The sequence below is a fragment of the Aeriscardovia aeriphila genome (assembly GCF_002259595.1).
Lineage (GTDB): Bacteria > Actinomycetota > Actinomycetes > Actinomycetales > Bifidobacteriaceae > Aeriscardovia > Aeriscardovia aeriphila.
In genome coordinates this window covers 855,591-877,282 of sequence record NZ_MWWU01000002.1, presented here as the reverse complement: position 1 = coordinate 877,282, position 21,692 = coordinate 855,591, and the positions used below count along the sequence as shown (strand labels likewise).

15 protein-coding genes and 1 tRNA gene are annotated in these 21,692 nt (G+C 55.5%); 15 read left to right on the top strand and 1 reads right to left on the bottom strand.

Features of this window, described 5'->3' with window-relative positions; all coding sequences use genetic code 11:
* Window positions 1–66 precede the first annotated feature (66 nt).
* The 12 genes from serS (at window position 67) to AEAE_RS04645 (ending at window position 13,489) form a co-directional block, all read left to right on the top strand.
* A complete protein-coding gene (gene serS, locus AEAE_RS04700) occupies window positions 67–1,359 on the top strand; it encodes a serine--tRNA ligase (protein WP_094689948.1) in 1,293 nt (430 codons plus the stop codon).
* Between the two features lie 95 nt (window positions 1,360–1,454).
* A tRNA-Ser gene (locus AEAE_RS04695) sits at window positions 1,455–1,537 on the top strand.
* Window positions 1,538–1,668: 131 nt separating this feature from the next.
* Window positions 1,669–2,445, top strand: a complete 777-nt coding sequence (gene map / locus AEAE_RS04690) for a type I methionyl aminopeptidase (RefSeq protein WP_094689947.1) — start codon at window positions 1,669–1,671, stop codon at window positions 2,443–2,445.
* 105 nt (window positions 2,446–2,550) lie between these two features.
* Window positions 2,551–3,681 carry a peptide chain release factor 2 gene (gene prfB, locus AEAE_RS04685; RefSeq protein WP_094689946.1) on the top strand — a complete coding sequence of 377 codons (1,131 nt, stop codon included), beginning with the start codon at window positions 2,551–2,553 and terminating at the stop codon, window positions 3,679–3,681.
* 117 nt (window positions 3,682–3,798) lie between these two features.
* Window positions 3,799–5,085, top strand: a complete 1,287-nt coding sequence (locus tag AEAE_RS04680; protein ID WP_094689945.1) for an ATP-binding cassette domain-containing protein — start codon at window positions 3,799–3,801, stop codon at window positions 5,083–5,085.
* The gene (ftsX, locus tag AEAE_RS04675; protein WP_094689944.1) at window positions 5,085–6,002 is read left to right on the top strand and encodes a permease-like cell division protein FtsX; all 918 of its coding nucleotides are present in this window, start codon (window positions 5,085–5,087) and stop codon (window positions 6,000–6,002) included. Before AEAE_RS04680 ends, ftsX begins: the two co-directional genes overlap by 1 nt.
* A gap of 188 nt (window positions 6,003–6,190) precedes the next feature.
* On the top strand, window positions 6,191–7,639 hold the full coding sequence (locus AEAE_RS04670) for a CHAP domain-containing protein (protein ID WP_244569618.1): 1,449 nt from the start codon (window positions 6,191–6,193) through the stop codon (window positions 7,637–7,639).
* Window positions 7,640–7,787: 148 nt separating this feature from the next.
* Window positions 7,788–8,282, top strand: coding sequence for an SsrA-binding protein SmpB (gene smpB / locus AEAE_RS04665; protein WP_094689943.1), 495 nt, complete (start codon window positions 7,788–7,790; stop codon window positions 8,280–8,282).
* 149 nt (window positions 8,283–8,431) lie between these two features.
* Window positions 8,432–10,318 (top strand): glutamine--fructose-6-phosphate transaminase (isomerizing), encoded by a 1,887-nt coding sequence (gene glmS / locus AEAE_RS04660; RefSeq protein ID WP_094689942.1) that lies wholly within the window; start codon window positions 8,432–8,434, stop codon window positions 10,316–10,318.
* 71 nt (window positions 10,319–10,389) lie between these two features.
* The gene (locus AEAE_RS04655) at window positions 10,390–11,382 is read left to right on the top strand and encodes an ADP-dependent NAD(P)H-hydrate dehydratase (protein WP_158520511.1); all 993 of its coding nucleotides are present in this window, start codon (window positions 10,390–10,392) and stop codon (window positions 11,380–11,382) included.
* Between the two features lie 6 nt (window positions 11,383–11,388).
* Complete coding sequence (locus tag AEAE_RS04650) at window positions 11,389–12,318, top strand: pseudouridine synthase (RefSeq protein WP_094689940.1); 930 nt, start codon at window positions 11,389–11,391, stop codon at window positions 12,316–12,318.
* A 202-nt stretch (window positions 12,319–12,520) separates the two neighbouring features.
* A complete protein-coding gene (locus tag AEAE_RS04645; protein WP_094689939.1) occupies window positions 12,521–13,489 on the top strand; it encodes a metal ABC transporter solute-binding protein, Zn/Mn family in 969 nt (322 codons plus the stop codon).
* On the opposite strand, the gene AEAE_RS06785 is transcribed toward AEAE_RS04645, so the two are convergent.
* Window positions 13,449–15,083 (bottom strand): type III pantothenate kinase, encoded by a 1,635-nt coding sequence (locus AEAE_RS06785; RefSeq protein ID WP_158520509.1) that lies wholly within the window; start codon window positions 15,081–15,083, stop codon window positions 13,449–13,451. The two genes, AEAE_RS04645 and AEAE_RS06785, sit on opposite strands and share 41 nt — an antisense overlap.
* 191 nt (window positions 15,084–15,274) lie before the next feature.
* On the opposite strand from AEAE_RS06785, the gene alr reads away from it, so the two are divergent.
* The 3 genes from alr (at window position 15,275) to dnaG (ending at window position 20,936) form a co-directional block, all read left to right on the top strand.
* On the top strand, window positions 15,275–16,801 hold the full coding sequence (alr, locus tag AEAE_RS04635; protein WP_244569617.1) for an alanine racemase: 1,527 nt from the start codon (window positions 15,275–15,277) through the stop codon (window positions 16,799–16,801).
* 200 nt (window positions 16,802–17,001) lie between these two features.
* Window positions 17,002–18,357 carry a deoxyguanosinetriphosphate triphosphohydrolase gene (locus AEAE_RS04630; protein WP_094689938.1) on the top strand — a complete coding sequence of 452 codons (1,356 nt, stop codon included), beginning with the start codon at window positions 17,002–17,004 and terminating at the stop codon, window positions 18,355–18,357.
* A 2-nt stretch (window positions 18,358–18,359) separates the two neighbouring features.
* Entirely contained in the window at window positions 18,360–20,936 is a 2,577-nt protein-coding gene (gene dnaG / locus AEAE_RS04625; protein WP_094689937.1) for a DNA primase, read from the top strand.
* Window positions 20,937–21,692: the final 756 nt, after the last annotated feature.

Genomic DNA, 21,692 nt, shown 5'->3' with positions numbered 1-21,692 from the left:
GCGAAAGGCGTGAATTTACACATCTCGACGTGTTGTCCTGTCAGCTTTGAGCGTTACTCTAGAGCCATGCTTGACATTAACTTTATTCGTGAGAATCCGGATGTTGTCCGCGAATCTCAGCGTAAGCGCGGCGAGTCTGTTGAGCTCGTCGATGAGGTGTTGGCTCTCGATACTTTGCGCCGTGAGTCCTTGAAGAAGTTTGAGGATGCTCGCGCTCAGCAGAAGAGCATGGGCAAGAAGGTTGCCGCTGCCCCGAAAGAGAAGAAGGCCGAGGTTCTCGCCGAGGTGAAGGCTTTCTCGGACGAGGTAGAGAAGCTCAAGGCCGATTCTGACAAGGCTTATGAAGATTATCATGCTGCAGCTTGGAAGCTCTCGAATATTGTTGAGCCAGAAGCTCCTGAAGGCGGCGAGGACGACTACATCGTTGTGCAGAAGACGGGCACTATTCGTGACTTCAAGGCTGAAGGCTTCGAGCCAAAGGATCACTTGGAGCTGGGCGAGCTTGTTGATGGCATTGACGTTCAGCGTGGTGCTAAGGTTGGCGGCTCTCGCTTCTACTTCTTGAAGAATGATGTTGCTCGCATGGAGATCGCGATGCTCACCATGGCATTCGACCTTGCTCGCGAACATGGTTTCCAAAACGTCATCACCCCAACTCTGGTTCGCCCCGAAGTGATGGGTGGCACTGGCTTCCTCAACGCTCATGCGGACGAGATTTATCGCCTGCGCGAGCCTGATGACCAGTACCTGGTGGGCACCTCTGAGGTTGCTTTGGCTGGTATGCATGAGAACGAGATTCTCAACCTGGCTGACGGCCCGATCAAGTACTGCGGCTGGTCTTCCTGCTACCGTCGCGAGGCTGGTGCTGCTGGTAAGGATACCCACGGCATCATCCGCGTTCACCAGTTCAACAAGGTGGAGATGTTCGTCTACTGCAAGCCTGAAGAGGCTCGCGACATGCATCAGCAGCTGCTGCACATGGAATGGGACATGCTCAATAAGATGGAAGTTCCATTCCGCACCATCGATACCGCTGCTGGCGATTTGGGTGCTTCTGCCGCTCGCAAGTTCGATAACGAGGCTTGGGTTCCTACTCAGGGCCGTTACCGTGAGCTCACGTCGACGTCGAATTGCGCGGAGTACCAGGCTCGCCGTTTGAACATTCGTTACCGTACTGAGGACGGTGGCACTGCTTCGTGCGCAACTTTGAATGGCACTTTGGCTACGACTCGCTGGCTGGTTGCTATTTTGGAGAATCACCAGCAGGCTGATGGCTCCATCGTCATTCCTGAGGCTATGCGCCCCTACATGGGTGGCCAGGAGGTTATCAAGCCTTCTACTCGTAAGCTCACTGCCTGAGTTTGCGCTTGCTTAGGCGCCTACAGTATGGCTTGAGATTATCACTGCGTGTTAATCGTGCGTGCTTGTATACTGTTAACGGTGCTTAAGCACTTGGGCAGGTGTCCGAGCGGTCGAAGGAGACAGTCTTGAAAACTGCTGACTTTCGGGTCCGCGGGTTCGAATCCCGCCCTGCCCGCAGAAGCTAGCTTTGCTAGCGAAGGCACAGCGTTCGCGCTGTGCCTTTTTTCGTTTCTGATAATCTTAGCGAGCTGAAATTGGGCTGGGTGTCTGCTTGAGCTGGTTCAATAGCATGTGGAAAGGACTGCCATGATCGAGATTAAGAGCGCTAAAGAAGTGAAGGAAATGCGACCAGCAGGAAAGCTCGTTGGCCAGATCCTCAAGCATTTGCGTGAAACAGTGAAGCCGGGAACCAACCTGCTCGACATTGATGAATATGTGCATCAGCAGGTGGAAAGCCGCGAAAATGCGGCCAGCCCCTACGTCAACTATGCTCCTGACTTCGGAACCGGCCCGTTTGGCCACTATATTTGCACCTCCGTCAACGACGCTGTTTTGCACGGAAAACCTTACGATTACAAGCTCAAGGACGGCGATTTGCTCAGCCTTGACTTGGCGTTGAGCGTTGATGGCTGGGTAGGTGACTCTGCTATCAGCTTCGTGGTGGGTAAGGATGCTGACCCGGAGGACTTGCGCTTGATCAAGGCGACGGAAGAAGCTCTCCAGGCTGGTATTGCTCAAGCGCATTCGGGCAATCACATTGGCGATATTTCTCACGCCATTGGTGAGGTTGCGCACTCCTACGGATATCTGGTGAATATGGAGTTTGGCGGCCACGGTGTGGGCCATGTGATGCATGGTGACCCATTCGTTGCTAACAACGGACGTGAAGGCCGTGGTTTCCGCCTGCGCCCAGGCTTGGTGATTGCTATTGAGCCATGGCTGATGAAGGGTACGGATGAAATCTACCAGGATGAGAGCGACGGTTGGACGATCCGTTCGATGGACGGTTCCAACGGTGCGCATAGCGAGCACACCATCGCCATCACGGAGGGCGAGCCGATTATTCTCACCGCACGCGACTGATTGCGCTTGCCTGCGCTGTGAGAAGTTGAGAAGTATAGAGACGAAGAATAGACGTTACTGACAATCTTGAGGAATTGTGAAGTGACACCAGCGAAAGGATGAGACGTGGCAGAATTCGATTTCGCCACCGAACTGGCAGCAGCACGCCAAACTTTCCAAACAATTTCTGACGCGCTGAACCCAGAAAAGCTTAAGGCTCGCGTAGCTGAGCTCTCCCAGCAGGCTGCAGCGCCTGACCTGTGGAACGATCAGGACCATGCGCAAGAGGTGACCTCTCAGCTTTCTGCCGCACAAGCTCAACTGCGCCGCGTCACCGAAATGGCCCAGCGCCTCGACGATGTGGAAACCCTCGACCAGCTTGGCCACGATTTGGACGACCCGGATTCGGTGAAGCAAGCCAGCGACGACTTGGCGCAAATTCGCAAAGATCTCGCTGAAATGGAGATTAACACTCTGCTGGATGGCGAGTACGATGAGCGCCAAGCTGTGGTGACGATTCGCTCGGGTGCCGGCGGTGTGGACGCTACTGATTTCGCGCAAATGCTCGAGCGCATGTACCTGCGCTGGGCTGAGCGCCACGGTGTGAAGACGAAGGTCCTCGACACTTCCTACTCCGAAGAGGGCGGCATTAAGTCGTGCACCTTCCAAGTCAACGAGCCGTATGCTTACGGAAAGCTGTCGGTGGAAGGCGGAACGCATCGTTTGGTGCGCATCAGCCCGTTTGATAATCAGGGTCGCCGTCAAACCTCATTCGCAGCTGTTGAGGTGATCCCTCTGGTTGCAGCTACCGACCATATTGAGATTCCGGATAAGGATATTCGTGTCGACACCTTCCAGGCATCTGGCCCTGGTGGTCAGGGTGTGAACACGACGTATTCTGCAGTGCGCATTACCCACTTGCCCACCGGCATCGTGGTGAGCATGCAGGATGAACGCTCTCAGATTCAGAACCGTGCTGCAGCAATGCAGATTCTGGAGTCGCGCCTTCTCGTGCTCAAGCGTGAAGAGGAGCGCAAGCAGCGCAAGGAGCTTGCTGGCGATATTAAGGCCAGTTGGGGTGACCAGATGCGCTCTTACGTTCTGCACCCTTACCAGATGGTGAAGGACTTGCGCACCGGTTATGAAACCTCGAACACTGCTGCTGTGTTCGACGGCGATATTGATGCCTTTATTGACGCTGGTATTCGCTGGAGGCACCAGGAGAAGATGAAGGAAGAAGCACAAGAGCAGGAGTGAACTGCTCACGACGCACTCAATTCGCACGCCACTAGCTGAGAAATGGGATTTTACGGTCTCGTTTCCAGAAACGTGTGCTAGCACTGGTACGAGTAAGCCAAGAGGAATGAGAAGCAAATGGCGATGATTTCCTTGCACGACGTCACGAAAGTGTACCAAGCTGGTGCGCGTCCGGCGTTGAGCCATGTGAATTTGACAATCGAAAGAGGAGAGTTCGTCTTTCTGGTGGGAGCTTCGGGCTCTGGAAAGACGACTCTTCTCCAACTGTTGCTGCATGAACAAGAAGCGAATGAAGGTGAAATTCATGTGGCCGGTACTGACCTCAGGCGCATTCCGAACCGCCTGGTGCCAAAGTACCGACGTAACTTGGGCTTTGTTTTCCAAGATTACAAGCTTCTGGCAGGAAAGACGGTGTGGGAAAACGTCGCCTTCGCCTTGCAGGTTATTGGCGCTCGTCGCTCTGTGATCCGCTCTTTGGTGCCGCAAGCACTCGAAATGGTCGGATTAACAGGAATGGAAGATCGTCTTCCTCACGAGCTTTCCGGTGGTGAGGCTCAGCGTGTGGCGATTGCCCGCGCCTATGTGAACCACCCTCAGATTCTTCTGGCAGACGAGCCTACGGGTAACCTCGACCCGTCCACTTCGGTGGGAATTATGCAGGTTTTGGATACCATCAACCGTACGTCGAACACGACGATTGTGATGGCTACGCACAATGAGGAAATCGTGAACTCCATGCGTAAGCGCGTGGTGGAAGTTCATTTGGGCAAGATTGTGCGCGATGAGGAGCATGGCCGTTACGATTCCTCGCTGTACAACCCGGACCACCACAACGTGGGTGTGCGCCGAGGTGCTGGTGTGAGTCGCGGTGAGAGTGAGTCTCCGAGCTGGTCTGAGGCTGACTCTCAGAACGCTCAAGGCTCTCAAGCCTCTCATGTCTCTAACCCGACAGGGGAGCAGGCCGTGGTGCACGCTGCAGCTACGGGCGCTGAGACTCCAGCTACGGGCGAGCAAGATGTAGCCTCCGGCGAACAAGCTCAAGCTCAGGTTGAACAACCTCTGGCTCAGGTTGAACAACCCTTGGCTCAGGCCAAGACTGAACAGACCTCTGTTGCAGCTGAGCAGGACTCCGATGACGCTGAACAAGCTTCTGAGGAGGCCTCTGAGCAAACTTCAAAGGAAACTTCTCAGGATGCCTCTCAGCAAGCTAATCAGGATGATGCTCCTAAGCCACTCAACCCACCTGCAGCTCCCGACACCATCACTGAGCTCGCGCGCAACTTGAGGTCCGGCCACACCGGCCGCTATGGCGAAGTGTTCCAGTCTGCCGAGGACACCATGACCTGGGGAATGGGCTTGGACGATGGCGTGAACGATGGCTCGGACGATAAGGAGGACAAGTAATGCGATTCATCCTCTCGGAAACTTTCACCTCCATCAAGCGCAACCTTTCAATGCTCATTTCGGTGACGTTGGTGACTTTCATTTCCTTCGTCTTCATCGGCGCCTCGGCCCTCTTGCAGGTGCAAGTCAACAAGGCTCAAGCCCAATGGTATGACCGCGTTGAGGTCGTCGTTTACCTCTGCCCAGACGGCACGTCGACAGCTCCCACCTGCTCTTCGGGTAAGGCTCCTACTCAAGAGGAAACCGCCCAGATTATCACCACGATTCACAACCAGCTGGCAAAGAGCGTTCAAAAGGTTACCTACGTTTCCCGCGAACAGTTCTTCAAGCAGACTTTCGTCAAGCAGTACCCTGGTGGCGTGTACCAAGGCCGTACACTGACTGCGAGCGACATGCAGGATAGCCTGCGCATCAAGCTCAAGGATGCCTCGAAGTACCAGGAAGTTGCGCAGGTTCTCTCCGGTCGCGATGGCGTGGAAGAAGTTGTTGATCAGCGTCAGATTTTCGAGCCGGTCTTCGCTGTGCTCGACTCTGCCACGGTGGTCACCGTTGTTCTGGCTGTGGTGATGGTCGTCGTGGCAATCTTGCTGACCAGTACGACGATTCGCCTTTCGGCTGCCAACCGTCGTGAGCAAACCCAAATCGAGAGGCTGGTTGGTGCCAGCAACTCGACGATTCGCCTGCCATTCATCTTTGAGTCGGGCTTTGCTGCACTGTTGGGCTCGCTGTTGGCGTGTGCTGCTTTAGCGACGCTGGTCAAGGTGTTCGTCACCGACTGGCTTGCTCAGAATGTACTGTGGTTGAACTTCATTGATTTGAGGAACGTGGCCTTGATCTCTCCGGTGCTGATTATTTTGGCAGTGGCAATCTCAGCAAGTGCTTCGGCTATTTCCCTGCGCCGTTACCTCAAGGTTTAAGCCAGCTTTTTCTCACCAGTTTCTGAGAGTTTTTCCAGATTATCAGTGCTGGTGAGGAATTTGAACGCATTATTAAAAAGAGGCATGGGAAAATCTGCCAACTGCATAAATTTTCCCAGCAAAGCCCATTACAATGGGCTACACCGAAGAATGTATTCCACGGAAAGTACGGAAAGAAGGACCGCAGTATGAGACGAACCTCACAGCAGGAACCTCAGAATTGCGATAACAGCCCTTATGAAGTGCGCTGGAATTCTCTCGATTCGCGCTCCTATAAGAACGCAACTGTGCTTGTTAATCGCCAAGCAGTGAGCCGCAAGCTGCAGGCGGCTCTCGTTGCCGTCGTCGCCATGGCTTCGCTGGGCACTGCGCTGGTGGCTACGCAGAGCAATGTTCCAAACGCTCATGCAGTGACCTACTCGCAGTTGCAATCTGCCCGCGCTCGAGCAGATGCAGCCCGCGCACGCAGCAATGAACTGCGCAACCAGCTCGCTGGTGTAAGCGCTGCTTTACGCGACAAGATCGTCGCCCTCGACGACTTGAACAACAACCAAATCCCTGCCGCACAGGATGCTTTGGACCAGGCAACCCAAGCTGCTCAAACAGCTCAAGCTGCCGCCGATGCAGCCAAGCAGAGAATGGAAGCTGCCCAGAAAGATCAGGCTGACCTCAAAGCCAAGATCGCTCAGACGGGTAAGAACTATGACGATGCTCGCGCAGCACTCGCCCAGTCTGCCCGCTCGGCCATGCATGGTTCCGCAGCTTCGACCACTGTTGCGGTGGTGACGCAGGCAAAGTCCACGAACCAGTTCGTCAGCTCCATGCAGTCGAAGGCCGCTGTTGACCGCGCTGAAGCTAACGCTGCTAACTCTTCTGCTGAGGACCTTTCCCTCTCGCAAAACCGTGAGGAGAGGTTGCAAGCTATCGCCGATCGTATTGCTCAGTTGAAGGCAGAAGCTGATGCTGAGAACGCTCGCGCTCAGCAGGCACAGGCTGATGCTCAAAGCAAGAAGCAGGCTCTCGACGCTCTGGTGGCAAAGTCGACTCAAGAGCGCGCCGACCTGGAAGCTCAGCAGTCGCAGTTGACTACCGCTTCGGCTCGCCAGGCGGCTCAAGCTGTTGCTCTCCAGTCGCAGTTGAACGCTACACAGAACCAATACCAGGCAGAGCGTGCGGCTGCTGCAGCACAAGCTGCCCAGCAGGCGTCGCAAAGCCAAGGTTCTTACCGGGCTCCAGCAAACCCACCGTCTCCGTCTCACTCCGGTGGCTCGAGCTCGAGCAACCCTGGTTTCAGCTCTGGTGATTCCGGCAATGCTTATCCATGGGGTCAGTGCACGTGGTGGGCTTATGTTCGTCGCCACCAGCTCGGTCTGCCAGTAGGCTCCTACTTTGGTGACGGTGCACAGTGGGCGAATTCAGCACGCGCTCATGGTTATCGTGTTGACCAAACTCCATCCGTGGGTGCAGTGATCGTGTTCGCTCCAGGCCAGGATGGTGCTGATCCTGTGTATGGGCATGTCGCCATCGTCGAAGCAGTTTACGGCAATAGGATTCTCATCTCTGAATCCAATGCTCGTGGTCTGGGTGTGATTTCCAACCGCACCCTGTACGCTCCAGGGCACTGGTTCATCCACTGAGAGTAGCTGTCATCAACTCTTGCGCAGAAGGCTAAGCTTGGGAAATAAGCTTAGCCTTTTTGCATGCGATAGAATAGCAACAGCAGCGAGTAAGAGAACTGATAATCTCAAGAAATACAAACTCCTCAGGAAAGATCGACCAGGGGAAATGAAGAAACAAGACAATAAAAAGACTATCGCCACCAACAAGCGTGCGCGACACGACTACGAAATCGAAGAGACGCTGGAAGCTGGCGTTGCACTGACCGGCACCGAGGTGAAAAGCCTGAGGGAAGGGCGAGCCTCCCTCGCACAAGCTTTCGTCTCCGTCGACAAGCGCGGGGAAATGTGGCTGGAAAACGCCAATATTCCCGAGTATTTGGACGGAACATGGACCAACCATGCGCCCAGGCGTAAAAGGAAGCTGTTGCTCCACAAGCGTCAAATGGTCAAGTGGGGACGTGCCGTTGAAGCCAAGGGTGAGGCTTTGGTGCCGCTGAGCCTGTATTTCAACGAAGACGGGCGTGTCAAAGTGGAAGTGGCTCTGGCACGCGGTAAGAAGGAATACGACAAGCGAGCCGCGCTCAAGGAAGCGGAAGATAAGCGTGCCATGCAAAGAGCTTTGAGGTTGCGCAACATGCGAGACTGGTCGGGCAGAAGGTAAAGCTGGGACGAGGCGCGAGCTTGATGGAGTGCGGTTCGATGGAGTGCGGTTCGATGGAGTGCGACGCGCACTAGCCGCCAGTACGTCACGAGCTCAATTATCAGCTGAACTTCACGCAAAAGCCATGACCTACCGATAGACTAGAGCCCATGTGTGGAATTATTGGTTTTTCTGGTCCACTGACCGCTTCAACCAAACCGCTGGAAGTCTGCCTTCAAGGTTTAGGAAGGCTCGAATATCGCGGTTATGACTCTGCAGGTGTCGCTCTCGTCGCTCCTGGTATGCACCATATCGCCTACGAAAAGAAGGCTGGTCGCCTCTCCAACTTGGAGAAGGAACTCGAGCGTCACCCACTGCCAGAAGCAACTGTGGGCATTGGTCACACGCGCTGGGCGACCAACGGTGAGCCAAGCGATGTGAACGCCCACCCTCATCTGAGCGCTGATAACCGTGTGGCAGTAATCCACAATGGCATCATCGAAAACGCCAACAAGCTCAAGTTTGACCTGCAAGCAAAAGGTATAAACTTCATTTCTGATACGGACACTGAAGTTGCGGCGAAGCTTCTCGGTGTGGTGGCAAACCAAGTCGAGCAAGAGCAGGGTAAAGCTAACCTGATGGAGGCGATGCGCCGTACCGCCAAGATGCTGGAAGGTACTTTCACCCTCCTCGCTGTTGACGTGCGTGAACCTCAGGTCGTTGTCGGCGCTCGTCATGATTCCCCACTCGTCGTGGGTGAAGGCGATGGCGAAAGCTTCCTGGGCTCTGATGTGGCTGCTTTCGTGGCTTATACGAATAAGGCTATCGAGGTGGGTCAGGATGAAGTCGTGCGCATTGAAGGTGGCGACATTCAGATTACCGATTTTGACGGCAACAGCGTTGAGCCACAGCATTTCACCGTGGACTGGGATGCTTCTGCTGCAGAAAAGGGCGGATGGCCAAGCTTCATGGACAAGGAGATCCATGAGGACCCTCAGGCTGTTGCCGAAACCCTGATGGGTCGCTTCGACCTGCAAGGCCACATCACTCTTGACGAGCTGCACGTTTCGGTGGAGGAGCTCAAGAGCGTCGACAAGATCATCGTCGTTGCCTGCGGTACTGCTTCCTATGCTGGTTTAGTGGCCAAGTACGCCATCGAGCATTGGGTGCGCATTCCTGTGGAAGTGGAGCTCGCTCACGAGTTCCGTTATCGCGACCCGATTTTGACGCCGCGCACGCTGGTGATTGCTATTTCCCAGTCGGGCGAAACCATGGACACGCTGATGGCTATTCGTCACGCTCGCGAGCAAGGCAGCAAGGTTCTGGCGTTGTGCAACACGCAGGGTTCGTCCATTCCTCGCGAGTCGGATGCCGTGTTGTATACGCATGCTGGCCCTGAGGTTGCTGTCGCTTCGACGAAGGCCTTCGTCGCCCAGATTACTGCCGCCTACCTGGTGGGCTTGTACTTGGCTCAGGTCAAGAACGTTATGTTTGCTGATGAAATCCAGGAGGTTCTGCGTTCTCTTCGTCAGATGCCGCAGAAGATCCAGTGGGTTCTCGACAACGACGTTGACGTGGTGAAGAAGACGGCTCACAAGCTCGTCGATTCGAAGGCATTCCTCTTCCTCGGCCGTCATGTGGGCTACCCGGTGGCTTTGGAAGGCGCGCTGAAACTCAAGGAGATTGCCTACACCTTCACGGAAGGTTTCGCAGCCGGCGAGCTCAAGCATGGCCCGATCGCTTTGGTGGATGAAGGCACTCCGGTGGTGGTGATTGTGCCGAGCGCTCGCAACCGCAATGTGCTGCACTCTAAGGTGATCAGCAACATCGAAGAGGTGAAGGCTCGTGGCGCGTACACGATTACTGTTGCTGAGGAAGGCGATCCGGATGCTGAAAAGTATGCGGATACCGTTTTCTACAGGCCTGCGTGCCCGACTTTGATGAGCCCGCTGGTTGACGTCGTCCCGTTGCAGCTCTTCTCCATGTACATGGCTGAGGCGAAGGGTAATGACGTTGATAAGCCTCGTAACTTGGCAAAGTCGGTGACGGTGGAATGACCGTTTTCTCTGTTCGTGAGGCGTGCGTAAGCGTACCCTTGCGCACAGATTCGAAATATTCGCGCGGGGTAGTGGCTCTCCTGACTGGTTCTGAGCGCTACCCTGGCGCAGGCATTCTCTCGGCGTCAGCTGCCTGCTCGGCTGGCGCTGGTTACTGCCGTTTCTGGGGGCCTGCTCAGGCTCAGGCTTGCCTTTTGCTTTCCCATCCTGAACTCGTTTTTGACGATGAGGAGAGCCTTACTTCCGTGTTATCTCGTGTTTCTTGCTGGGTTGTAGGCTCCGGTTTCGCTGGCCTTGATGCTTCTGAACCTCGCTTTCCCCTTATTTCCCAGCTTTTCGCTCAAGATTATCAGTGCGCTTCATCATCGGCCGTTGTTGAGGCTGGCGCGCTTCGCGCCGCTGATTCCGCCTCGGCGTCTGCCTCTGAGTTTGCGTCTGAGTACGTTGTGGTTGATGCGGGTGCGCTGTTGGCATTTGTCGAAGCGAGGAAGGCGAGAAAGGCTGGAACTTCCACTGAAGATTCGGCTCCGCGCTTTGTGATTACTCCACATACGGGGGAGATGGCGCGGGTGATGACAGCGCTCACCTCGGAGCGCTGGACTCATCAGCAAGTGGAAGAACAGCCTCGCCAGTGTGCACAGTATGTTGCTGATAATCTGGGGTGCGTCGTCGTGCTGAAAGGCAATACGACGTATATTGCCGCGCCTGAGGAGCAGTACGAGCTGAGCTCGCCGACGACCTGGCTGGCCAGTGCGGGTACGGGTGACGTTCTGGCCGGAATTTTGGGCGCTCTCATTGCGCACAATAGTGCGAAACTGCGCGACGGGAAGGTCAGCCTCGCTACTGTGTGCGCTACCTCAGTGTTGCTGCATAGTGTTGCGGGAGCTTTGGCCAGCAGAGTGATCACACCAGAGTCTGCAGTGCAGCTGCTGCGAGGTGATGCTGAGCTTGACGATGTCGCACAGCTGGGCCAACCGCTGACCGCAAGCACGGTGGTAGACCATATCGCGCAAGCCTACGGTGTGCTCCTGCAAGCGCGGGAGAGTGTGAGTGGGCAAGAATGATTAAGTATGAGCGATAAAACGATCGGCAATGGCACACTCAAGCAGCATCGCTGGGTGATGAATGAGCCGCAGATCCCCTTTTCTTGCGAGCAGCTGTATTGCGATGACAATCTGATGGTCGTTGACAAGCCGCATTTCCTGGCCAGCATGCCCAGAGGAATGTGGTACCGCCAGACTGCGCTCATCCAGATGCGTGAGAAAACGGGAAATGAGGAGCTCAGCCTTGCCCATCGCCTCGATAGAGCGACTGCCGGAGTTCTCGTTATGACCACGCACAAGAGCGTGCGGGGAGCATACCAAAAGCTTTTTGAAAGCCGAGCCGTGCACAAAATGTACGAGTGCGTGGCATCTGATGAGCTGGCGCGCGCTCTTGTCAATCCTCGCCGGGGCGAGCAGCTAGTTCAGCGGTTGAACGAAGACGGCATGCATCGAGCCCAGTTTGTGGCGGTTCATGAGGGTGAAGATGCTAGGGATGCCCGCAGATGGGGTTTGCAACTCAGCTCGCATATTGAGAAAACCGTGGGTATCTTCCAGGCTGCGGAACTCGGGCTGGGGGATCGTGAGGATGCTGACGCTGTTGGTGGTTCTGATGGCGCTGACGGTGTCAATTCTGTGAGCATGCACTCTGTCAATGCAACAACGTTGATCGCTGTCAAACCGCAGGAACAGCTGAGTGAACACGAGAAGCAGACACTCGCGAGCAATCCGCATATGGCGATTTACCAACTCTGGCCGCGCACGGGTAAAACTCATCAGTTGCGCGTGCACATGAATGCACTGAACTGCCCGATGCTCGGCGATGATCTGTACCCCACGGTGATTGACCGCGCCTACGACGATTTCTCTTCGCCGCTCGCTCTCGTGGCCAGACGCATGCGTTTTACCGATCCGCTGACAGGGGAGGAGAGAGTGTTCCACAGCCAAATTGAGCTGTGAGCGAAAATACGGGCTTGTGGAGGGTCACCTCTTGCGCGAGACCATCGAACTTCGTTAATCTGATCGGTTCTCTTCAGCGCGCAGGTGAGAATAACCCTTCGCTACCGTTGATCGACGAGCACAGCTCAGTACACCAGCGATAGTAACAGTTTTACGATCAGGGCAACGTTTTGGTACGGAAAAGTAAACCGGAAGGTATGTAATGACTCGCAACGAATCGATGAAAGAAACGCTCAAGCAAGCAACTCACAACCGTGCGCGTGTGATCGCGCTGCTCGCATTCGTTCTCGCCGCAGTGCTGAGCATGGTCGGCTGCTCAAGCCCGCTCGCCCCCTCCTCGAGTGAGGGCAAGCTCTCCGTGGTGGTGAGCGTCAACCAGTGGTCCTCTGTGGTAAAAGCGATTGCAGGAGATAACGCTGACGTTCAAACTATTCTCTCCAGCCCCTCTGTTGACGCGCATGATTTTGAGCCTCAAGCCCAAGATGTTTCTCGCATCTCCTCGGCTCAGCTCGTCGTTCTCAACGGCGCCGGCTACGACACGTGGGCTAAGAACGCCGCTCAGACCGGTAATGCGAAGCTCGTCTCTGCAGCCCAGGAGAACGGCACTGAAGACGGTGATAATCCTCATTTGTGGTTCTCTGCCCAAGCTCGCCGCACCCTGGCCTCGGGAGTTTACGAGCAGCTGGTCAAGCTCGACGGTAAGCACAAGGCCGACTACTCTTCTCGCTACAACGCATGGCTGAAGAAGGAGAAGAAAGTCGAAGAGGAGATTACTGCTATTCGTGATAATCTCGAGAAAAACTCGACGACATCCGAGGGCTTAACGTATGCGGCCACCGAGTCAGTTGCCGACTATTTGGCGCACGACTTGGGCTTGACGGACCGCACGCCTCGAGGTTACGCGCAAGCCGTGCAAAACGAGTCTGAGCCGGCACCTTCAGATTTACACTCCTTTGAAACGCTCTTAACCAGTAAAAAGGTGGACGTTCTCGTCGTGAACAAGCAAGAGCTGGACTCGACAGCCAAGCAAGTGCTCGCAGCAGCGAAGAAGGCGGGCGTTCCTACTGTGGAATTGACCGAAACCAGGCCAGAAAAGTACGCCACGACCTTGGAGTGGATGAGTGCTCTGGTTAGTGATTTTCAGAAGGCGTTGAGCAGTACAGCCAAGTGAGTGTTGACACGCCGATAGTCTCGAGGCCCTGGTGAACCAGAGTTGAGGTGGTGGTGCCGAAAAGCTTAAAGTTCTCCACTCGATGGTGGTAGCCACCGCAACCCACCACGAGTGGAGCTTTGGCCAGGACTTCTGAGTTCAGCGTCACTTCGGGGAAATTCTGAGTAAAGGTGCGCGCAAAATCGGGGCTTGCCAGCTCGTCGCTGATGCGAGCAACCGTCTCGCGAATTGCTCCTACAGCGCCAAAATAGACGCCGGAACACATGCAACTTTCCGTGTCATAACTGATAGCAGCAGAAGGCTCGTCCAAGGAAATCTGGGGGAGCTGCGCTGTGCCGGCGGTCAGAGAGTCGGCCATCATGCGCATGCCAGGAGCGATACTTGCGCCGACGAAAACGCCGTCAACGAGTACCAAAAACTTTGTCGCGGTTCCCATATCGACAATGATCACCGGCTGCTTCTTCGACTGCGGAACAGCAGCAACACAATCGGCGAGAAGATCATGGCCGATCGGGCGCGGATCAACAGGAATGTTCACGCCATACACTCGGGAAAGCTCAGGGTCCACAACGACAGGCGTGGCCAAATGAGCGGGAATATACTGGCTCGCGCGCAGAGCAGACAAGCTCAAGCGAGGAACGACCGAGGAAATCACCGTCGCATAAATCGGAGTACCAGCCACCACATCCTTCATGAAGGCGCTCAACTCACGAATTGACGTGTGGTTCTCCTCGGCGGCCAGAAGGTCAGCAGTGTCCAAGCGGTCGCGGTAGAAGACATCGCCATCGCGCACCAGCGAGGCTTCCACCGTGGTGTTACCGATATCGAGCGTGAGGAATACGCAATCTTGCTCGTCTTGCGTGTAATCGGCGAAACCATCGGAATCAACACCCAACTCCAAACGCGTGCGAATCGACTCTTGCACACGACGAGGAGGCAAAGTCACCTGAACAGCGAAACCGTTCTCCTGCGCTTCGAGAGGCTCGAGAGTGTCGTACTGAGAATCAAGAAGCTCAGCGGGCATGAAGTGACCGTGACGGCGAGACATGCGGTAAGCCACAACTTCGCGCGGGGCGGCAAGCTGGATGAAAACGACCTCGCCATCAAACATATTGTTTTCCAAGCGACGACGATAGGCCTTCTTCAACGCAGAACAGGAAATGACAGTTCCTACACCCTTCTCTGCGTTTTCTTGCATGATGTGGTTCATCGAGTCGAGCCACGGCCACCGGTCCTCGTCAGTGAGGGGAGTGCCAGACGCCATTTTCTCAATATTGGCTTGAGGGTGCAGCTCATCGCCTTCGACGAACTCAAAACCCAACTGTTCGGCCAAGTTGCGCGCAGTGTGAGATTTGCCGGAGCCGGAAACTCCCATGACGACGATTTGGAGGGGTTCGTGTTCCCAAGAGCGCAGAATACGGTGGGGTGCGCGCTTCATCCGCGGGCGGCGGTGCGGACGAGAGGGGGAATAGTGCTCGGCGTAGCGCTCGGTGGCGTGGTGGGTGTTACGGTGACTGGAGTTAGTGTGCTCAGAGTCGTGCTGTTGTGAGCTGCGCTGTTCCGAGGTGGTGCGCTGTTCGGTGCGCGTGGTCATACTCAACCTCCCGAGGCTGCGATTCGTTGTCTTACTCGATCGTAGCCGAAAAACAGTGGTATGCGTATTAATGAGCGTTTGTGGTGGAAGACTGATAACGCTTGCCCAAAGCTGAATAAAATGTGAAAGCCAGAGCAGGCGAGTCTGCTGTTTCGCGTGGCACAACCTCACCTCGAGGCACAATAGGAGGCATGCGTACACAGCAAGCTCAGGATTCGGGCGACACAGATAGTTTCATGCACGAGGAAATGCACTCTGATAATCTTTCTCACACCTTCCATGGTGAGCGCGCACTCGATTTTAGCCCTGTTGACAACCCTTACCCGCAGGCCACCACACGCTACCCAGCACAGATCATTGTTGACCTCGCTGCCATCCGCGACAACGTGCGCAGCCTGCGCGAGCGCAACAATAATGCGCAAGTTCTCACAGTGATCAAAGCCAACGGTTACGGTCACGGCTTCCTGCCTACAGCTCTTGCCGCTCTTGCCGGCGGGTCAACCTGGTTCGGAGCTGCTCAGCCGCATGATCTCCTCATTTTGCGTGAGGCGGGTATTGGCGCCGACCGTGCGCATATGATCACCTGGATGTGGACGGCTACGGAAGACCTTGCCGCTATTGCCCGTGCCGACATTGATTTTTCGGTCAGTACGCTCTCTCAAATTCGCCAGCTTGCCCAGCTTGCTCATGAGATTGGCCAGCGTGTGCGCATTCACGTGGCGTGCGACACCGGTTTTGGGCGCAATGGTTTCACCCCACAAGCCTTGCCTGAAGCGCTTGACCTGTTGAAAAAGCTTGCGTCCACCGACCCTGCTGATGAGGTTGCTGATAAGCCGTTGCTGCTGGTCGGCCAGTTTAGCCACCTTGCCGTCGCTGATGCGCCTGATGACCCGCTCTCCGTCGCCTCGACTGATGAGCAGATTAACACGTATCAATGGTTCAGCGAGCAGCTGGATCAGGTGGGGCTTACCCCTTCCGTGCGTCACTTGGCGAACACTGCGGCCAGTTTGACACGCCCCGAGATTAGCTTGGACATGGTCCGCCCCGGCATTGGAATTTATGGTTATAGTGCCGACCCTGCAATGGGTTTGGGCTTGGCTTATGGCTTGAAGCCTGCTCTTCGCCTGCAAGCTCAGCTGGCGACGGTCCGCACGCTTCCGGCCAACCATGCGATTGGCTACGGGCGTACCTATATCACACAGCATGAGTCATTATTGGCCATTGTTCCGGTAGGCTACTCCGACGGCATTCCTCGTTCTGCCTCCGGCTTCAACGAGCGAGGCTGGCAGCACACCGAGCATCAAGGTGGCCCTGTTTTGCTAGGAACTGTGCGTCTGCGCAATGGTAGTGAGGCCGGTGTCATCGCCCATGTTGCCGGTAGGGTGTGCATGGACCAATTTATGCTCGCCTTGTCTGCGGAAACGGTGGAAATTCGCGATCATTCTGGCAATCTGGTTGAATTAAGCGCTTCAGATTATCAGTCCCTCATTTCCCAGATTCGCGAAGGCGATACCGTCCTGCTCTTTGGCCCTGGCCGCGGCAGCGAGTATGGTGAACCCAACCTCGAGGAATGGGCAGCAAGTGCGAACACCATCACCTACGAGATTTTGACACGATTGGGCTCGCGCTTCCCACGCATCTACGAGAATGCGCGTGAAGTGCTGACCGACGCTGACCTTGCGATGCTCGAACACGCCGGTATCGCTCTGGGCAAATGACGAAACGCAGTAAACAGTATGGTTTGCTGAGCTTTTCCACGACGCAACAGAAAATCTGTTCGAATCGATTTTTTGCGAGAGAATAGAAGAGGCGTTCACACGAGCATGATGTGCATGCTGAACACACGCCCGCCTCGTTTTTTTTGGGGGGGGGCAGGTGTTCAACCGTGCGAGCGTCTTACAGCGTGAAAGGAGGAGCTATGCCAACAGCAGCTGACCGAATCCGTTTCGAGGGATACTCTGACACGGACGAGCAGCGTTGGGCGCCCGAATCGGCGAAATCGCAAGAGCGCACCGAGTTTGAACGTGACCGGGCACGCCTCATACATTCCTCCGCACTGCGCAGGCTCGGCGCCAAAACACAGATTCAAACCGCTGGCACCGACGACTTCGTTCGCACCCGCCTTACTCACTCGTTGGAAGTTGCACAAATTGGCCGTCAAATCGGCGAAGCCCTCGGCCTCGACCCGGACGTGGTGGACTGTGCCTGCTTAGCTCACGACCTGGGCCACCCTCCGTTCGGCCACAACGGAGAGAAAGCCCTTGCCCAGATTGCCACCGCCATTGGTGGTTTCGAAGGCAATGCTCAAACTTTCCGCATCGTCACGCGCCTCGAGCCCAAAGTTTTCTTCCCTGATGGCAGGTCAGCTGGAGTGAACCTCACGCGCGCAGCCCTCGACGCGACGGTGAAATACCCGTGGACGTATGCTCAAGCTCCTGAGTTTTCCACCGATGCTCGATCGCTCAAATTCTGCATCTACCCCGATGATGAAGAAGCTTTCCGCTGGCTCAGGCTCGGGGCTCCGGCAAGTATGCCAAGCCATGTGGTCAAGCCGATGGAAGGCCAAGTCATGGATCTCGCCGACGACATCGCCTACAGCGTGCATGACGTTGAGGATGCAGTGGTGATGAACTTGTGCTCGCTGGCAGACGTAGCGCAGGTTGATAATCTTGAGCGCATCATCAAGGACACCCAAAATTGGTACGGAAAAAAGTGGAAAGCAGAAAAGCTCACACAGGCTTACTTGAGATTAGCACGCCTCGAAGCGTGGCAAGACGCGCTGGATTATCGGGCAGCCAGGCGCTCTCTGGCCGCGCTTAAAAACCTGACCAGCAGCCTTATTGGCCGGTTCTGCTCGAGCGTAGAGCAGGCGACGCGCGACACCTACGGTAACGACCCTCTGACGCGCTATTCGGCGAGCCTCGTCATCCCTGAAGAGACGGAGTACGAGATTATTGCGATGAAAGGCATCGCAGTGCACTACGTCATGCAGCCGCGCGAAGAGCTCTACTACCATCGCTACCAGCTGCAAGTCATTCAAGACCTCGTCTCGCTTCTCATGGAAAAAGGGGAGAAGCCGTCGCCCTTCCTGGAACCCGAGTTTGCGGAAGACTGGGCGCAGGCGAACAACGATGGGGAGCGGTTGCGCGTGGCAATCGACCAGGTGGCAAGCTTGACGGATAATTCAGCTTTGCGCTTGCATCATGATGTTTTTGAAACGTCGACGTTTATGGAACAACAGTCAGCTCGGTATGTGGGTAAGGACGCACAGTAAATATGGCAGGACGAATCAAGCAAGAAGATATCGAACTGGTACGCCAGCGTGCTGACCTTAACGAGATCGTCAGTGAAACTGTGCAATTACGCCGATCTGGGGCAGGCGAATACATGGGCCTCTGTCCCTTCCATGACGAAAAAACACCATCCTTCGCTGTGCGCCCGAGTATGGGAACCTGGCACTGCTTCGGCTGCGGTAAAGGCGGTGACGTTTTCGGCTATATCGAAGAACGTGATTCTGTCGGTTTCGCCGATGCGGTGGAGATTCTCGCCGATAAATACGGCATCACTTTGCATTACGAAACCCCGCGCGGTAACTCTGCCAATCCGCAGAGGTTAGGCTCGCCACGTTCGCGCCTGTTGCAAGTGTGCGAGGAGACGCAGAAATTCTTTGCTGATAATCTTTTCAGCGACGAAGCCCTGCCAGCCCGCCAGCTGCTCGCCGGACGCAACTTTACCAAGGCTCAAGGTGAGGAGTTTGGCTGCGGTTATGCGCCGCTCGGCTGGGACAATTTGGTGCGCCACTTGGCTTCCAAGGGCTTTACCTACAAGGAAATGGTGGATGCTGGTGTCGCGCGCCAAGGCAATAACGGTGTGTACGACTATTTCCGCGGGCGTCTGACCTGGCCGATTCGCGATATTACTGGCAGGACGCTGGGTTTCGGTGCGCGCAAGCTGTACGATGAGGACAAGATTGAAGCCAAGTACATCAACACGCCGGACACGCAGCTGTACCACAAGGATCAAATTCTCTTTGGTATCGACAAGGCGAGGGAGAGCATTCTCAAAACGCGCCATGTGGTGGTGGTTGAGGGCTATACCGATGTGATGGCCATGTATTTCGCCGGTATTAAGACGGCGGTGGCGACCTGCGGTACGGCTTTTGGTATGAACCATCAAAAGATCATCCGCCGTTTGGTTCTCGACGATTCCCTCTCCGGATTAGCAGGAATGAGTGAGGATTCGCATGAAGGGGCGATCTCTCCTGCGGCGCGAATCTACTTTACCTTCGACGGTGATGCGGCCGGGCAGAAGGCGGCGTTGCGCACCTACCAGTTTGACTCGGAGCTGCTGACGCAAAGTTATGTGGTGGTTGCCCCCGATAACCTTGACCCGTGCGATCTGCGTTTGCAAAGAGGAGACGAGGCGGTGCGTGCTCTGTTCTCCACGCAGAATACGAGCAAGCCGGTGCCGTTGCATGAGTATGTGTTGCGCAAGCAGTTGACGGGTTACGATTTTTCCAATCAGCTGCAGCAGCGTGCCGCGGTGGATAGGGGAGTGCGCATTATTTTGTCGGTGCGCTCGAGCGTGGCGCGTGAGGGCATGCTTCTCACCATTTCGAAGATTACGGGTATGGACCGTGATTCGGTGATGCGCATTTACCATTCGATTGCGGGAACTTCGGCGAACTCGTCGAACTACCAGTGGCCGCGGCGTTCGAATGCGAGCTCGCGAGTGAGCCCGTGGCAGAAGGCGTTGGAGGATGCGTCGAATCCGGCGTATGTGTCGATGTCGAATAGGGAGTATTTCACACGATTGCTCTCCTCCGTACAATCAGTGTCGATGCCGTGGTCGAATGCGTCCGGCTTCTTGGTTCATGATGCGCTGGCGGAGAATGAGCAGTGGGTTCTGGCCGGTTTGTTGCAGATGCCGCAGGCGGTGAATGCTGATTTGTGGGAAAACTATATGGCGGCTGACCTTTTCCCTCACACGGTTTTCGCTGAACTTTTCACTCGCCTCAAGTCGTTGGGGGCTTTGCCTTCTGTTGGTATGCCGATTCCAGATTGGCAGCACGCAGTAAGGAAGGCTGTGGGCCCTGCTCTCGAACCGGTGGTGAATGCGCTGATTGTTCTGCGTTTGCCGCTTGATTTTGATTCTTCGTCCGAGCGCGGTGTGCTTCCCGGCGCTCGTGTTGGTGGTGGGCCTAGCGGGCGCGGTGGCGCTGGCGCGGCTGGTGGCCGCGGTGGTTCCGGCGTTACTGGGCCGGGTGCGGCTGGGCCTGCTGTACCTGCCGGCGGGCCGGGCGCTTCTTCTGCTGGAGCTGCCGGTGCTTCTGCTCCTTCGCAAGAGCAGATTAGCAAGCTGCGCCATGAACAAACCTTCCCCGAGGTGAGCCCGGAACAACAGTTCTGGATTACCGAGCAGATTGTGGCTTTGATTGTCACGGGCTATGCTGGGCGCATTGCGCGTTTGAAGAATAGGATGCGCGCAGCCAGCTCCGAGGAACAGCTGCAATTGCTGCAAAAAGTGAACACGTTGGAGACGGCGCGTATTCAGATGAATGCTGCTTTGAAGCAGATGCATATTGAGCCGCAAAAGTTTGACCCCAAGCTCGGCTGGCTGCATCAGGTGGAAAGCAGCATCGCTTCCGTTCAGCAAAGCCAGGTTGTGCCTTCTGCTGTTTCAGCCGGTTCAGCTCCTCGTACTACTGCGGGCGCGGTACGCGTGGTGGAAGCCCCGCAGCCAGCTGCTCCTGCTCAGCAGTCCAGCGAAGTGACTGTGCAGCCGATTGATCCGAATATGCTTCCGCCTACCTTTGACCAAGACGGGGATGAAGAGGATATCGCCGCATTCTAAGAAGTTTGTGTGGTGAAACAGCAGAGAACTGCCAGAACGGTCATCACCTATCTTTACTCTGTCGGTCATCGTGGGACGGCTCCGAATGTGTTGGAGTCGTCCTCACGTCATGACAGATAGACCAGATGCCGGCGATGGCCCCCGCCGGTATCGATAATGTGCAGATCCCTTGACCGAGACTAACCAGCCAGTGAGGCCCGCCCCACTGGTCTGCTGTCATCATGGTATTGAGCAAAAACCCGAGACCGATCCAAAAGCCCATAAGATCACCCCTCATACACGTCATAATTGTGTGCTCTTTTGCTTATTACGGTTTTAACAGTTGCGAGATGTTTCCGCAACATGGTGCCCCACCAATGGCCGGGCACCATGCGACGAAAATCACAGGCAGCGTAAATCGTTTTGCGGGTATCGGCGCAGATAATCGTCCACCGTGTGCGCGTACTCCCATGTATAGGCGTCTATCCATGTGTGAGCTATCCGCGCCGGGAGCGCACAGGCTTCAGACGGCCCTTTCACATATGTGTCTCTCGCTTTTTTGGATGAGAAGACCCGCACTCGGGGGTCATCGCCATTGAAAGTCATAGAAAGAGGATCAATAAGATAGGTGTTATATCGACAATCGCCGGCAAAATAATAGTGTCTCATTTTAGAGCCCTTTCACATTCGTCAAAGCTGAAAACCAGATAATTCACAGAGCTGCGATGAAGGGAGAAAAGCTTTGCCGTAGTGACTAGTAGCTCCGTGTCACCGATC

Bases quoted from the DNA above. Each gene is read 5' to 3' on its own strand.
- ftsX (WP_094689944.1), top strand. From the start codon at position 5,085: ATGCGATTCATCCTCTCGGAAACTTTCACCTCCATCAAGCGCAACCTT.
- serS (WP_094689948.1), top strand. From the start codon at position 67: ATGCTTGACATTAACTTTATTCGTGAGAATCCGGATGTTGTCCGCGAA.
- AEAE_RS04645 (WP_094689939.1), top strand. From the start codon at position 12,521: ATGACTCGCAACGAATCGATGAAAGAAACGCTCAAGCAAGCAACTCAC.
- alr (WP_244569617.1), top strand. From the start codon at position 15,275: ATGCGTACACAGCAAGCTCAGGATTCGGGCGACACAGATAGTTTCATG.
- AEAE_RS04670 (WP_244569618.1), top strand. From the start codon at position 6,191: ATGAGACGAACCTCACAGCAGGAACCTCAGAATTGCGATAACAGCCCT.
- AEAE_RS06785 (WP_158520509.1), bottom strand. From the start codon at position 15,083: ATGACCACGCGCACCGAACAGCGCACCACCTCGGAACAGCGCAGCTCA.
- AEAE_RS04630 (WP_094689938.1), top strand. From the start codon at position 17,002: ATGCCAACAGCAGCTGACCGAATCCGTTTCGAGGGATACTCTGACACG.
- AEAE_RS04650 (WP_094689940.1), top strand. From the start codon at position 11,389: ATGAGCGATAAAACGATCGGCAATGGCACACTCAAGCAGCATCGCTGG.
- AEAE_RS04680 (WP_094689945.1), top strand. From the start codon at position 3,799: ATGGCGATGATTTCCTTGCACGACGTCACGAAAGTGTACCAAGCTGGT.
- dnaG (WP_094689937.1), top strand. From the start codon at position 18,360: ATGGCAGGACGAATCAAGCAAGAAGATATCGAACTGGTACGCCAGCGT.
- map (WP_094689947.1), top strand. From the start codon at position 1,669: ATGATCGAGATTAAGAGCGCTAAAGAAGTGAAGGAAATGCGACCAGCA.
- smpB (WP_094689943.1), top strand. From the start codon at position 7,788: ATGAAGAAACAAGACAATAAAAAGACTATCGCCACCAACAAGCGTGCG.
- glmS (WP_094689942.1), top strand. From the start codon at position 8,432: ATGTGTGGAATTATTGGTTTTTCTGGTCCACTGACCGCTTCAACCAAA.